Origin of the sequence: Peribacillus sp. YIM B13482 (assembly GCF_042787975.1) — a bacterium.
Classification (GTDB): Bacteria; Bacillota; Bacilli; order Bacillales; family DSM-1321; genus Peribacillus; species Peribacillus simplex_A.
Map to the genome: position 1 here is coordinate 17,076 of NZ_JBHZPF010000055.1, position 14,312 is coordinate 31,387.

Annotated in this window: 15 protein-coding genes; 3 read left to right on the top strand and 12 right to left on the bottom strand. The window is 40.0% G+C overall.

Annotated elements, in window-relative coordinates; translation table 11 throughout:
• Window positions 1-129: 129 nt before the first annotated feature.
• On the top strand, window positions 130-987 hold the full coding sequence (locus tag ACFX4L_RS20860) for a hypothetical protein (RefSeq protein WP_377406083.1): 858 nt from the start codon (window positions 130-132) through the stop codon (window positions 985-987).
• Here ACFX4L_RS20860 and ACFX4L_RS20865 read toward each other — a convergent pair.
• The 5 genes from ACFX4L_RS20865 to ACFX4L_RS20885 form a co-directional block, all read right to left on the bottom strand.
• Complete coding sequence (locus tag ACFX4L_RS20865) at window positions 982-2,520, bottom strand: rhomboid family intramembrane serine protease (protein WP_284470226.1); 1,539 nt, start codon at window positions 2,518-2,520, stop codon at window positions 982-984. The genes ACFX4L_RS20860 and ACFX4L_RS20865 overlap by 6 nt on opposite strands.
• A gap of 172 nt (window positions 2,521-2,692) precedes the next feature.
• Window positions 2,693-2,881, bottom strand: a complete 189-nt coding sequence (locus ACFX4L_RS20870; protein WP_061464062.1) for a hypothetical protein — start codon at window positions 2,879-2,881, stop codon at window positions 2,693-2,695.
• 78 nt (window positions 2,882-2,959) lie between these two features.
• Window positions 2,960-3,532 carry a 5-formyltetrahydrofolate cyclo-ligase gene (locus tag ACFX4L_RS20875; protein ID WP_377381539.1) on the bottom strand — a complete coding sequence of 191 codons (573 nt, stop codon included), beginning with the start codon at window positions 3,530-3,532 and terminating at the stop codon, window positions 2,960-2,962.
• Window positions 3,533-3,728: 196 nt separating this feature from the next.
• A complete protein-coding gene (gene rpmG / locus ACFX4L_RS20880) occupies window positions 3,729-3,878 on the bottom strand; it encodes a 50S ribosomal protein L33 (protein ID WP_028391797.1) in 150 nt (49 codons plus the stop codon).
• A gap of 117 nt (window positions 3,879-3,995) precedes the next feature.
• Window positions 3,996-4,604, bottom strand: a complete 609-nt coding sequence (locus tag ACFX4L_RS20885) for a hypothetical protein (protein WP_061464064.1) — start codon at window positions 4,602-4,604, stop codon at window positions 3,996-3,998.
• 427 nt (window positions 4,605-5,031) lie between these two features.
• Between ACFX4L_RS20885 and ACFX4L_RS20890 the strand changes: the two genes are divergently transcribed.
• The gene (locus ACFX4L_RS20890) at window positions 5,032-5,421 is read left to right on the top strand and encodes a hypothetical protein (protein WP_377381536.1); all 390 of its coding nucleotides are present in this window, start codon (window positions 5,032-5,034) and stop codon (window positions 5,419-5,421) included.
• On the top strand, window positions 5,414-5,869 hold the full coding sequence (locus ACFX4L_RS20895; protein ID WP_317777839.1) for a hypothetical protein: 456 nt from the start codon (window positions 5,414-5,416) through the stop codon (window positions 5,867-5,869). The genes ACFX4L_RS20890 and ACFX4L_RS20895 overlap by 8 nt, the downstream gene beginning before the upstream one ends.
• A 70-nt stretch (window positions 5,870-5,939) precedes the next feature.
• On the opposite strand, the gene phoU is transcribed toward ACFX4L_RS20895, so the two are convergent.
• The 7 genes from phoU to ACFX4L_RS20930 form a co-directional block, all read right to left on the bottom strand.
• Window positions 5,940-6,593, bottom strand: coding sequence for a phosphate signaling complex protein PhoU (gene phoU, locus ACFX4L_RS20900; RefSeq protein ID WP_377381533.1), 654 nt, complete (start codon window positions 6,591-6,593; stop codon window positions 5,940-5,942).
• A 20-nt stretch (window positions 6,594-6,613) separates the two neighbouring features.
• On the bottom strand, window positions 6,614-7,441 hold the full coding sequence (gene pstB / locus ACFX4L_RS20905) for a phosphate ABC transporter ATP-binding protein PstB (protein WP_284470222.1): 828 nt from the start codon (window positions 7,439-7,441) through the stop codon (window positions 6,614-6,616).
• 15 nt (window positions 7,442-7,456) lie between these two features.
• On the bottom strand, window positions 7,457-8,335 hold the full coding sequence (gene pstA / locus ACFX4L_RS20910; RefSeq protein ID WP_061464070.1) for a phosphate ABC transporter permease PstA: 879 nt from the start codon (window positions 8,333-8,335) through the stop codon (window positions 7,457-7,459).
• A 3-nt stretch (window positions 8,336-8,338) separates the two neighbouring features.
• The gene (pstC, locus tag ACFX4L_RS20915) at window positions 8,339-9,238 is read right to left on the bottom strand and encodes a phosphate ABC transporter permease subunit PstC (protein WP_061466147.1); all 900 of its coding nucleotides are present in this window, start codon (window positions 9,236-9,238) and stop codon (window positions 8,339-8,341) included.
• Window positions 9,239-9,376: 138 nt separating this feature from the next.
• Window positions 9,377-10,339, bottom strand: coding sequence for a PstS family phosphate ABC transporter substrate-binding protein (locus ACFX4L_RS20920; protein ID WP_377381526.1), 963 nt, complete (start codon window positions 10,337-10,339; stop codon window positions 9,377-9,379).
• Between the two features lie 202 nt (window positions 10,340-10,541).
• A complete protein-coding gene (locus tag ACFX4L_RS20925; RefSeq protein ID WP_377381523.1) occupies window positions 10,542-12,710 on the bottom strand; it encodes a peptidoglycan D,D-transpeptidase FtsI family protein in 2,169 nt (722 codons plus the stop codon).
• Window positions 12,711-12,903: 193 nt separating this feature from the next.
• Complete coding sequence (locus ACFX4L_RS20930; RefSeq protein WP_377406086.1) at window positions 12,904-14,124, bottom strand: MFS transporter; 1,221 nt, start codon at window positions 14,122-14,124, stop codon at window positions 12,904-12,906.
• Window positions 14,125-14,312: the final 188 nt, after the last annotated feature.

Below are 14,312 nucleotides of genomic sequence, written 5' to 3' on the forward strand. Positions count from 1 at the left end.
ACTCTATTCATATGATGAAATATCAAGAATGTGAACGCCTAATGAGGACTCTCTCGATTTGATTTAAAAATTTGGAACAACTTAATATTTTTTAAAATCATTCATCGTACGTGAAAACGGAGGGGAAAAATGAAACTACAATTGAAGTATACCGTCTTTTTAGTCTTAACCACCATTTTTGTCATCCTTTACTTTTCAAATAATAGACAGGCAGAGGAAACCATTATTTTTTTTCCCATCGATTCCTCGCTCCATTTTGAACATGCTTCCACCCACCTTACACCGAAGGGTACCGGGGGTTCCACCTATTCCATCACTTGGAAGGTGAATTCTGCGTTGGACCAGCCTGCTTATTTACGTCAGGACGTATCGCTCTTATACAAAAATGGAAAATTGGCCGGAGCTTTAAAAAATTGGCGGCAAAATAAACAAGAACTCTCTCAAAAAGCGGAATCTAAAGAAAGGGAGAGCGGGCGTTACGAAGCGGTAACTTTTCATTATGCCGAGGTTCATCCGGCTGACACAATTTTCACCAGTGCACAGCAGCTCAGTAAAGATAAACTTTATACAGTAACGTCACCAGTTTTTCAATATTTCCATCGTCCCCTTTCAGAAGAACAGATTCAATGGAAAAAAACGCTGGACGGTTTGACTGATCAAACGGTTCAAAATGGTTTGGAGAAAGCAGGTCAAGCATTTCAAGTTAATCTGGATCAGTACAATATCATCTCATTGACGGACCTGCCCTCAAAAAAAAATCAATGGCTTTCCGCCTTCCCCCAATTCAAACGGGAAGAAATTGTGGGAAAGCTATGGGAGGGGCTTTATAAAAATTATGTGTTAGGCATTAAAAAGGAGGATGGATCCACTGTGAGTCCACAAGGAAGCACCATCCCCCAATTGCTTATGGCGAAGAATCAGGGTGAAATACTTGTCTTGTTTACCCTGAAAGACGGTACCCCAATCATGCTACGTCAAAAGTTATAATCGCTTTTCAATTTCTGCCAACAGTTTAATATATGACTTTTTATCCGGGGCTAGCTCAATAGCCTTTTCAGCTTGCTCCTTAGCTTTGTCGAATGATTCGAGCTTCATGTAGACTAAGGCCAGATTGTAATGCGCTCCATGCAAATCCGGATTACTTTCAATCGCTTTTTCATAATAATCCCTTGCTTTGTATAAGTCGTCTTTATCAAAAGATAAATTCCCAAGCATAAAAAGCGATAGTGGTGCATCTGGGTTTTCATCCACATAATTGAATAACATCTCTTCTGCTTTATCTTCTTCTGCATCATCAATGTACTTTTGGGCTAGCATGGCCATGGTATTATCATCTATAGCTGCATTGCTCTGATGTTTAAAACCAAATTGAAGCATGCCATAGGTCAGTATCGCAGTTCCTATTAAAAAAGCCAGCTGCCGAAAGAGATTCCTGGTTTTTGGCAGATGGACCACTCCAGCAGCCAAGAACCCGCCAACCAACCCTCCGATATGCCCTGCATTGTCAATTCCCGAAACGGTGAAACCATATATCAGGTTAATGATAATTAACGCGATCACCGTTGAGCCCATCGAGCGCATGAATAATTTTGGATAGACGATGCCAAAGTACAGAAGGGCCCCAAAACAGCCAAAAATGGCGCCGCTCGCCCCTGCCGAAAGATTCGGGGTCATGATGAAGCTGCCTAGAGTTCCGGCGAAACCTGCGAATATATAGATAAAAAGGAACCTGGCATTACCGTAAATCCTTTCTACTTCAGCACCAATCAAATACAATGAAAATGTATTCATCAGTAAATGAATGAACCCAATATGGATGATCATCGGTGTAAAGAACCGCCACCATTCCCCTTGTATGATATAAGGGGAATATTTAGCGCCAAACTCAATCAAAGTCTTGGAGTTGGTGCTGCCTCCATTAAACTCCATCAAGATGAACATAGCTATTTGTATCGCTATGAATATATATGTAAAGAATGGCTTATTTGCATTTTGAAATACTTTCTGCTCAGCCTTAGCCTTTTTGACTGACTCCGAGATGGCGTCTTTCTTTACTGCGAGAACCTTTTCCTCATCTATTTCATTTTCTTTAAGAACTTGAATTGAAAGTGGTTTTTTCAAAACATGCTCAAGGTTTTGCAACGAATCATGAAATGATTCACAAGTAAGAATAAACGTGTTAACATTCGTTTTTTTAAAGGAAGCCACCTGTAAACTAAAGTCATGATCATCGACTGGGGCAAATTTACTAACATAGATGCTTAGTATGTCTATGGGCTTTTTGTATAATTTCCTCCTGATTCTTTCCCCATTCTGCAGTGTTCGGTCGATATCACGTTTCAGCCAATTAGCCCAATCCAAATCATGTCGAATGAGCCTGATGACTGGAAACTCCTTATTCTTATCGCTCTCAAGCCAAATCTCCTGATGGTTTTCCGTGACAGTGATCATTCGATAATCATAATGGGCCGACAATTCCCTTATGGTTTCCCAAAACAAATAATCCTCTTTAAATCCCAATGCCTTCCCCACTTTCCAATGAATCTTAAGCTTCTAAAATTCCTGTTTCTTTAATTAAAACTATAGACGAAATGATGAAAAAAGTAAAAAGGAGACTGTTTTCCCCTCCACTCTCCCCCTCCTTATAAAAAAAGGAACCCTTGAGAGGTTCCTTTTTAAGATGCCGGCATCATCATTTGGTCTGACTGAACATGCTTTGCATCATTTTATCCCTGAACATTGGCATATCCAAGGACTTAGTCACTAGAAATCTTCTCAGTATGCCGTTAGAAAGCACAGCATTTATCAGGCGGTACCGGTTTTGATAACCTGCATAAACCACTAAACCAACCAAGAAGATTTGAATAATTAATCGAAGCATAACAATCCCTCCTAGCATTAGTTTGATACAGGAAAGGATTTTTATGAGCTAAAAGTGATAATTAATAAATTTCTTCTTCTAATGGGCGTACGTGCGTAAAACCCTGGAAGGGGTAATGAGTTTGCTTACCGCTATATCATGAACCTCTATCGGGAGTTCATCCAAAAATTGAAGGTCGTATGCAAGGGCCATTGTAGCACCTCGGTAATATGAGAGGAAGCGGTCATAATAGCCACCACCAAAGCCTAGGCGATACCCTTCTTTGGTAAAGGCAAGACCGGGTACGATCAATACGTCCAATTCCTCTTTGAGAGCCTTGGCAGTTTCAGCCACTGGTTCAAGCAATCCATAATAAACAGACTCCAGCTGATTGAAGGAGGAAATCTTTTTGAATTCCATTGTCTTTTTTTCAGGGTCACACTTGGGCACTGCCACTTCTTTCCCTTCACTCCATGCTTGTTCAATGATCCGTACCGTTGGAACTTCAGGTGGAATGGAGATGGTGATGCCAATGGTTTTAGCTTTTTTCCATTCCTCCAGTGAAAATAAGTTTTCAGCGATTCTGCTCGATAGTTCTTCATGTTCCACTTTGGTCAGTTCCATTAAACGGGACCTAACTTCTTTGCGGAGCTTATTCTTGTTTTCTCTCATCTCTTCCGACTCCTTTAGTCTACTTCTATTATTATCTCATAATATTTGTTCAATTACGAAAATACGAAGCGGGAAGTTGCCTAATCATTAGTACATTCTGAAAATATTCACTAAATGGGCAACGGACCCTAAAGGAAAGATAGAAAGAAGGTATTAAAAAAATGCAAAAAAAAAACAACAGGAAAAATCCTGTTGCTTACTTTGTTTCACGGTGAGTCGTGCTGCGTTTTTCTCTTGAGCAGTATTTTTTAAGCTCAAGACGGTCTGGATTGTTACGTTTATTTTTTTTAGAAATATAGTTACGGTCTCCACATTCAGTGCAAGCTAATGTAATATTTACGCGCATTGTGTATTTCCCTCCAAACATATTGACTTTTTCACATAGGACTTTTCTATAATATCATTATTCAATGCGAATTGCTAGTATGTTTTTTGGGAAAACCAACATTAACTTTTTTTAATTTTAATTGTTCACGTTTTGCATCGTCAGAAGAAGCTGATTATTTATGACTTTCGCTTCTTCTTTCGTTTCAGCATGAATGACCCAAGCCACAGCTTCTATACATTCCTTAGGTAAGATTTCCGTCTCTAATGTAAACACGCTGGTAACTTCCCCTTTGGCAAGCGGTGAATAAGCCAGGAGCCCTTCTTTCAGTGATTTGAAGCATCCCTCTTGATAAAGGCTTCCCTTACCTTGGATGCAATATTGAGAGATGCTTTTCCCTTTCACCAATCCACCCAGTAAGGCAATCGATTGAGGTGCTACATGTAAAATCGCCCGTTCATTCGGGCTGTAAAAAGCCACCGCCTGTCTTTCGAAAGCGTTTTCATAGTGAAAAAACACTTTAGGACGCTTAGTCTCAAATGAAGTATTCCTAATCGTGAACTTCGAAAAGGTCACCTGACCCTGGGTATAAGTTTGCGAAAGTGTCCGGATCTCTCCATTAGGATGACTCATCATGTCTTCCTCAGGATACCAATCAAAACTCTCATCCATCCATAACCCAGCCTTTAATCCCTTACGATATAGATCCTGGTTATCCTGCGGCATATATGCGAATAGCGAATTCATATAATCATCCCTTCCCCTTTTTTATCCTTATATAACTTATCATTAGGCGCTGACAGTGAAACTTTCCACTTAGAATCTGCACACCATTTTCTTATCTTATAGGTTCGCTGATTTTTAACTATTCATAATATTTCGTCTTTTCTTTTTATTCTATCTTTATGTTAGCACTGAATTGGCTGATGGACAATAAACACTTTTTGTCGAATTTTATGTAAGTTATCTTTTAAAGGTTTTTTTCCCGTTTTCATGCCTGAATTTTTTTCTTCATCGATAGTCATGAGGCTTTTCGACAATAATTTGAAACCAAACAGACAATTAATGTAGTTTATTGCCATATCCAAGATTTAAAAATATGAAAATCTCCAATTTTTTAAAAATATGTGTAAAATATAAGTATATGTCGAAAATTATCTTCTGAGGTGTAAACATGGAAATCCTTATCATCCTTCTTTTTTCATTAGCGATCATCATTCTTATCATTTCCTTTATCAGTAAAGATAAAGTTGCCAAATTAGAAGAAGATTTAGAACAGATGACCATAACCTATATGCAGGATATCTACCAATTAAAGAAGAAAGTGAAAATTCTTGAAGAGGAATTCATTATCCAGGATGACCCGATTCCTCCTTTAAAGACTAAATCACCTGCCACTTCCAATGATATCGAACCCATTCATGAAATTCTAAAAAGCCAGGTTCTATCCTTATATAGCCAAGGTCTTTCTTTGGACCAAATCGCAAAACAATCCTCGTTAACAAAGGAACAAACCATCTCAGTGATCAAGCAACAAAGATTGCGGGTGAATAAAGATGAATAAAGCAAGACTGCAAGGCCTTTCCGCCGGTATCATCCTTACAACAACAATCTTTACAGGATTTTATTACGGTACCGGAATAATCGATGGTACCACTCCGACTACGGAGGAAGCTAAGGAATTGCTAGAGAATGAGGGATTTGTCGTTTCACTTCCTATCGAGGAAGCTAAAAGAACTGTCCATCAGTCAAAGGATGCGGATAAAGAAATAAAGGAGAAAGAAGCTTCAAAAAAAGATCACTCCATCGTCTCCTATACAATGGAAGTGAAAGCGAATATGACCACAAGCGAAATTGCCAATAGGCTTTCAAAGGAAAAGGTCATCGATGATGCTGCAGGATTTGAAGCTTATATGAATGAACATGATTTCGCAAAAAAAGTTCAAATCGGCGAGTTTGTGGTTACGAATAATATGACATATAGACAATTGGCCCACACTTTGACACATTAATGAATAAGAGAGACTTTTAAATGGACGATGTCCGAGAAAAAGCCTCTCTTTATTTCAATTAGGATTGGGTTCATTCATTCCTGCTGACATATCTCCCTCTTACTAGGAAATAAATATTCTCTGCGATATTCGTTGTATGATCAGCCGTTCTTTCTAAATATCGGGCAATTAAGGAAAGCTGTGTGATCTGCTGAATGTTTTTTTCATCTGAAAGCCGAAGGAGACCTCGAATCATCTCTCCATAATAGCGATCGACCTCATCATCCATTTCAATGATTTCTCTTGAAAGTACAACATCTTCCTTCTCAAATGCTTCTATCGAAAGTTCAATCATCTTTAGGGTAATATCATGCATCTGCTTTAAAGGTGTTAAAGGCAGAATAAATGGCTGGTCACCGATTCGGATGGCCGATTTAGCGATATTGACCCCAAAGTCCGCCATCCGTTCAATATCTGAAGCTATTTTTATGGCAGCGATGATACGCCGTAAATCAATCGCAACTGGCTGTTGCTTAGCAATCAGTAAAATAGCAAAGTCATTAATTTCCTCTTCCAGCAAATCAGCTATTGTATCATCATCAATAACTTCAAGAGCCTCTTCAACATTCTTGTTTTCCAGTGCGGTAAATGATTTTGAAATGGCGCCGGAAGCTAAATTGGCCAGTTCCACGATTTTCCCTTGTAACTCTTTCAATTGAAGCTCGAAATTTTCACGAACGATCATTATCGCATCTCCCTTTCTCTTTAACCGAAACGTCCGGTAATGTAATCTTCTGTTCTTTTATCATTCGGATTAGAGAAGATGGTATTGGTATCAGAGTATTCGATGACTTCTCCATTTAAAAAGAAGGCTGTTCTATCAGAGATACGTGCTGCCTGCTGCATGTTATGGGTAACGATTATGATGCTGAATTCCTTTTTCATTTCTTGGACCAATTCTTCTATTTTCAAAGTGGAAATCGGATCAAGAGCAGAAGTCGGTTCATCCATTAAAATGACATCCGGCTCGATTGCCAAACATCTGGCGATACAAAGTCGCTGTTGCTGTCCACCTGAAAGTCCATATGCATTTTCATGAAGGCGGTCTTTCACTTCATTCCAAATCGCTGCACCTTTTAAACTTTTTTCAACGATTTCATCAAGGATTTTTTTATTTTTGATACCATGGATCCTTGGTCCGTATACAACATTTTCATAAATTGATTTAGGAAAGGGATTAGGCTTTTGAAAGACCATCCCCACCTGTGTCCTTAAATCTTCCACCTTATAGGACTGATCGAGGATATTCCTGTTCCTATATTTAATCTGACCTGTCGTTTTAACATCCGGAACCAGTTCAATCATTCGGTTCAATGTTTTGATATAGGTGGATTTCCCACATCCTGAAGGCCCGATGATGGCAGTCACTTCATTTTGATGCATATCAAGATTAATATTTTTCAAAGCATGGTTTTCACCGTACCATAAATTGAGATTGGACGTTTCATACACCTTTTCCGTCAAGACATCGGACTCGACATTTTCGATCCCGATTGCCGGTGACTTTTTTTCTCTCGTTAAGGTCATATTCATGCTTCCTTCCTCCCATCAATATCTTTTCTGGAATTTATTCCTAATTAAAACCGCTATTGAATTCATGAAAATTAACAGGAAGAGCAAAACGATGATTCCCGCTGCAGCAACCTGCTGGAATTCCTCCTGTGGACGAGATGTCCAATTATAGATTTGCATTGGCAGCACTGTAAATGTATCCATGACCGTTTGAGGCAAAAAGGCGATGAACATCGGTATGCCAACCACCACCAATGGCGCCGTTTCACCGATTGCCCGCGACAAGGCAAGTATTCCACCAGTTAAAATGCCAGGTATAGCAGCCGGGAGGACCACTTTCAATATTGTCTGCCACTTTGTTGCACCCATTCCAAATGAAGCTTCCCTTAAATCACGAGGTACGGCACGTATGGCCTCTTGGGCAGCTACTATGATGACCGGGAGAACGAGAAGACTCATGGTCAAGCCTGCTGCCAATATGGACCGGTCCAAGGCTAGTGCCCGGACGAAAACCGTTAAGCCCAGCAGTCCAAATACAATTGACGGGACACCTGCCAGATTGGAAATATTCACTTTGATAAAAGTGGTGATCCAATTCTTTCTGGCATATTCCTCTAAATAAATCGCCGTTCCGACACCAAGCAGCAGGGAAACTGGAGCCACGACTACCATCAACCATATTGAACCGATTAGAGCTGCTTTTATACCAGCGTCCTCTGGTTTCCTGGAAGCGAAATTCTGAAGGAAATCCCCATTCAGATGACCAATTCCTTGAGTGAATATCCGATAAAATAAGATGGCCAATACAATGAGGCCAACCAATGTTGCCAAGAAGAATAATCCTTTACAAATCGTGTTAACAGCCAGCCTAACGGGCATTTTTTTTGCAACATGACTTTTGTTTATCAGTTTCATGTCTTAATATTCCTCCCTGAACTTGCGAGAGATGAACTGCGCCAGTAAATTCATGACAAGCGTAAAGACGAACAGTGTCATTCCAACCGCATATATGCTGTAGTAAATCGTTGTCCCATACCCTGCATCCCCCGAACTGACCTGTACGATATAGGCGGTCATTGTTTGGATCGATGAAGTGACATCCATGCTCATATTTGGAGTCGAGCCACCTGCAACACTCACAATCATGGTCTCCCCGATCGCTCTGGATAAAGCAAGAACGATGGATGCCACAATTCCTGAAATGGCTGCTGGCAATACCACTTTAATTGTCGTTTCAAGTTTCGTTGCCCCTAAAGCATATGCACCTTCGCGAATCGACTTCGGCACTGATACAAGGGCATCTTCCGACAAAGAGGCTATCATCGGCATGATCATGATACCTACAACGATCCCAGGACTTAAGGCATTGAACATGTCAAGGGAAGGAAATAAATCCCGCAAAACCGGTGTTACAAAAGTTAAGGCAAAGAAGCCGTAAACGATAGTAGGAATCCCAGCTAAAACTTCTAAAATCGGCTTGATGATTCTCCGTGTATTCTCTGATGCATATTCACTCAAGAAAATGGCTGTTGCAAGCCCTACTGGAACTGCAACCACCGCTGCTATCACTGTTATCTTCAATGTTCCAACGACAAGGGGCATAATCCCATACGAAGGGGTGGATGCAAATGGCAGCCATTTAGCCTCTGTAAAAAATTCGACGATGGAAACTCTGTCAAAGAAGATGAATGTCTCAAATATAAGCGTCAGGATAATCCCGATTGTAGTAAAAACAGAAATTGCCGCAGTAAAGAACAATAGCTTAGGTATGATTTTTTCTATATTTATTTTTTTCTTCCTTTTCTTTTCCAGGATCATTTGCTGTACAGAATAGCTTTCTGTTTTTCTCAGTTCCAACTTGCATCCTCCATTTCAGACACGCAATATTTGGATTTACAAGCTGTTACCCCCGCCTTAAACGAGTCAAGGCGGGATTTCAGTAGCCTGTAATATCGATTATTTTTCAAGTTCTTTCAATTTATCAAGATCTTTCTTGTACTCTTCTTCCGGTAGGCTGATATAACCCACTTCTTCAGCAAGCTCTCCAGCATTTTCAATGACGAATTGAGTATAATCTGCCACTTGTTCTTTTTCAGCTACCGACTTATTAGCTACATATGTGTATAGCGGACGTGACAATGGGGCATACTCCCCACTTTTAATTGTTTCATGTGTTGGCTCAACAGCACCCTTGCCGTTGTCGATGGAAACGATCTTTAACTTATCTTTATTTTCTGCATAGTAGGCATAACCGAAGAACCCAATCGCATTTTTATCACCTTCTACACCCTGCACAAGAACATTATCATCTTCTGAAAGCGTAGCATTTTCCACCATTGGTTTTTCGTTAAGGATCACTTCATTGAAATAATCATATGTGCCTGAATCTGTTCCCGGAGAGTAGAATTTAATTTCTTCATTCGGCCATTCGGGACGTATATCAGACCATTTCTTCACCTTGCCATTATCAACCCACAGTTTTTGGAGTTCTTCAACTGTTAGTGAATCGATGAAATCATTATCTTTATTGACGACGATTGAAATCCCGTCAAATGCCAATTTCAACTCTGTATATTTAACTCCCTTTTCATCAAGCATCGTACTTTCTTCTTCCTTGACAGGGCGGGATGCATTGCTTAAATCCGTCTCACCAGCGATGAATTTCTTAAATCCTCCGCCTGTTCCTGATGATCCAACTGATACTTTTACATCAGGTTGTGTAGCCATATATTCTTCTGCAACTGCCTCCATGATTGGAAAGACCGTTGAGGAACCATCCGTAATCACTTCTCCCTGCAGTTTGCCTGATCCTTTTCCTTCACTGCTGCTTGTCTTAGTATCATCGGATCCACAACCCGCCGCAACTGCAATTACTCCACCCATCATTACAGTCATTGCCATACCCTTGAAACGTCTCATTTGTAAATCCCCCTAAGAATTTTATATGAATATTTTGTCCTACAAACACATCATACTTTTAGACTGTGAACCCCATTTGAAGCAAATGTAAATATTCAGTAAATTATTGTGTACGAATTGTAAAGATGCCAAAACTGGATTCATCGCTGCCTAAAAAAAAAACACGTTTTCGGTTTTACCCAAAAACGTGTTTTTAGCCTTTTTATTCATTTTCCTGGCTTTTTCTAACTTCAGCCTGGTCTTTTTGAACGTCTTTACCATTCTCCACTTTCAAATCAGTCGAGGTTTCAGTATTTTCCTTCTTAGCCCGTTCTTTTTTCAGTTTGAAATAAGTATCCATGATTTCTTCACCTATTTCTTTGCTCATGCTGTGGCCCGTATGTCCTTGATATGCCCACGGAACAACGACAGCAAAAGCAACCTCCGGATTTTTAGCAGGTGCATAACCGACAAGCGTGATGTTCATCGTTTTTTGAGGCTCGCTATAATCCGTTCGGTTCGGACCATCATAGAACGCTTGCGCCGTTCCAGTTTTAGCCGCTACCGTATATGGTTTATGACCAAAATACGTATAGGCTGTTCCGCCTTGTTCCATCGCAACTTTCTCAAAACCGCTCTGCACACGCTTTATCCAATCTTCCTTCATATCCAGACGATTCATGACTGTCGGTGAAATGTCTTCGTCGACAGGACCCAATTCTTCGTTATTATCAACCGGTTCGCGAATTTCCTTAACCATATGCGGCTTCATGCGATTTCCACCATTCGCAATGGCTGAAACATATTGCACGAGCTGCATTGGTGTATACGTATCATACTGTCCGATTGCAAGGTCAAGCAGCTTACCAGGAGATGTTTCGGAACCTTTGAATCCGCTCATTTCATTCGGCAAATCAATCCCAGTTCGTGTTCCCAAGCCAAACTGGGCAAATGAATTCCGCATGGTTGAAAAGGCACCGGAACTAATATTCAATGGCTCATTTGGGACATATTTCGCACCGGCAATATTAATCGCCGTCCTGAACATATAAACGTTCGAGGATACTTTTAAGGCAGTCAAATCATTAATGTTCCCGAAGTTACTATATGATCCTTTTTCTGGTGTACCTTTGATTTTCAGCTTCGTATCATAAAAGTACGTACCCGGCTGTATCGCACCTTGCTGATAACCAGTTAAAACGGTAGCACCTTTTACGGAAGAACCCATCGTATAGGAAGTCGTGATATTTCCTAATGCAAAGTCCTCTATGGAAGATCTCCCTGTTTTCGGATCCTTCTCATATTTCTTACCAGCCATCGTTAAAACTTCCCCTGTATTGGGATCCATCATGACGACAAAGGCCCTATCCAAGAATTTGGTGTTACCCAATTTCTTCTTGGCAATCAATTGCTTTTCAATGATTTTCTCTGTTGCTAGCTGTAAATCCATATCGATTGTCAATATAAGATCTTTTCCGCGCTGGCCTTCAGTAATCACTTCTGAATCGACTATATTTCCTGATTTATCGGTCACATTCCTTACTTTTGCTTTCTGCCCTTGGAGGATATCTTCATATTGCTGCTCGATATAGCTCTTTCCTACACGGTCATTCCGGCTGTAATCACGTGCCAGGTAATAGTCCAGACTTTCACTAGGCAATCCTTCTTCAGACGAAGAAACTTTACCCAATACAGATTTAAGGGTTTTATTATACGTATAAAAACGATCCCAATCCGTTGATATATCGACCCCAGGAAGCGAATCAAGGTTTTCGCTCACTCTGGCGAATTCTTCCTTCGTCACTTTTTTGTTTTTCACAATCTGTGGAGTAAGCGCATATCCGCTAGCAAATTCCCTGTATATGGCAAGGGTTTCCATATCCTTTTTCGAAAGCTTTGCTTCTTCCTCCGTAATCCTTTTGAGCTGAAGCTTATACAAATCACTCTCTTCCAGCTCGCCCTGTTCGACCTTTTTTCTCTCTTTATCAGTAATTTTTTTGGCGGCCAACTTTGGATGATTTAAAATCCAAAAATCCTTTTTATCACGCTCAGTTACTTTATTCGTATCTTTTTCGATCAACTTCGCGAGTTTCTCAGCCGTTTCCACCATTTCTGTTTGTTTCGTACCTTGCTTTCGTGTATATGTAATTGCATCCAGTGGTTGGTTGTCGACCATCAGTTTTAAATTCCGGTCATACATTTTTCCACGGGGCACCGAATTATTCACGGTCACTTCCTCTGTTTTTTCAATCTCACGCCGGTAATCATCACCATAAACAATCTGTACAACACCCAAGCGTAAAATGAGAACGGAAAACAAAACAAATACTAAAAAGAAAAGAATATTCAATCTGAAAGGCACATGCGTCTTTTTCTTTTTCTTTTTATTCACACTAAGCCACACATCCTTTTTACATAGTCATAATAGTCCTATACTATTCTATAGAACATTTATATTTTTTTCTACCTTAGTGTTCTAGAAATATTAAACATCTAACGAATTTTCGACAAAAAGTGACTTACGGCTCATAACATACAAAAACGCAAGGCATCGAAATTTAAAAGAGGCCTCTAAGGCCTCTTTTCTAAACTTGGTCATTGATATCGATTTTCCGTACAAACCAATATATCACGGTATGCCCTGCCCCGACGATTAACAGATAAATCGGGAGTATTTGCTTTAGGTCGAAAAACATGACCGAAAGAATGAATCCTGATATGGATACAATCCTTCCAAAATGTACGAACAGTTCCCGGACTACGATATATTCAATCCTCATTTCCGTTGCTTTCCAAGCGCGGCCTATAATGTCATAAGTCAATGATATATATGGGACCAAAAGAATAGGATAAGCGGTAGCAACAATCGCCCCATAAATGAGAAGCTTTCCAAATGTGATATCAATTGCAATCAATAAGACTCCTGCATACAACAGGATTCCTCCAATAAGAATCGCTTTCTTTCGCATCGGCTGTTTTATATATCGAGAAGCAAAAAAATACGCAACGAATGATATGGCTGAATTTAACAGACCATAGCTCCCTAAGGCAAGTTCACTACCCGTCTGAATGAAAACGGTGATTGAAATGATGAACATGAATGTGCCCTCTCGTATCCCTTGAAAAAAATGTGCGCGAGTGATCAAGAGCCAATTACGATTTTTTTTACGTTCTTGCAATATCCGAAGAAAAAAATATTTCCCATGGGCTGGACGTCTTTTCAACGAAAAACTAAGAAATACCGCAACGGAAAACAATAACAAAGATAAGCCGAATACAATGGAATATCCCGTGAATTTTTCAAGCCTTGAAATGATGAACCCTGAAAGAATAGGACCCACCATCCCCCCAAGGGATGATAAAATCCCTAAAAAACCATTGAAGAAATCTCTAGTTTCCGGTTCAGTAATTTCAAACGTCAATACATTATACGCTAGCCAATAAAACCCATAACCAATTCCTAACAGTGCACCGAGCAGCCAAAGGAAATCCGTTGCCCGTGTGCCGACCAAAAGGACAGTTAAATAAAATAGGGCCAAAAAGATAACACCTAGACGCAAAACAATGATTCGATCCACTTTTTTCGCCAGCCTGCCAGCAAAGACAAAGGTAAGTGGTTGAAAAAGCACCACGGTTAGATTATATACGGCAATATCAACAATTTGACCGGATTGTTTCCACAAGTACACATTAACGAATGTATTGGATAAAGCAATGCTAAGGCTGTAAAGACCGCCAATAAACAAAAGGAGGTGCAGATCCTTCTTCCCCCCCGTTTCACCCAACCATCTCTCTAAAATACCCATTGTTTTAACTCTCCTTTAAATTCCACTCTAGTGTTTGAAAAAACAAGGGTATTTATGTAAAAAAAAGTAAAGAAAACTCTTCGATTGGCGAGACAGGATGGCGAAGACAGTGAAGTAGTTGCACTTACACTGTTTACCGCTAAGGTCCTTGACGCATTTTCCTTTCCTGCATTTTGAACAGTGTAAAG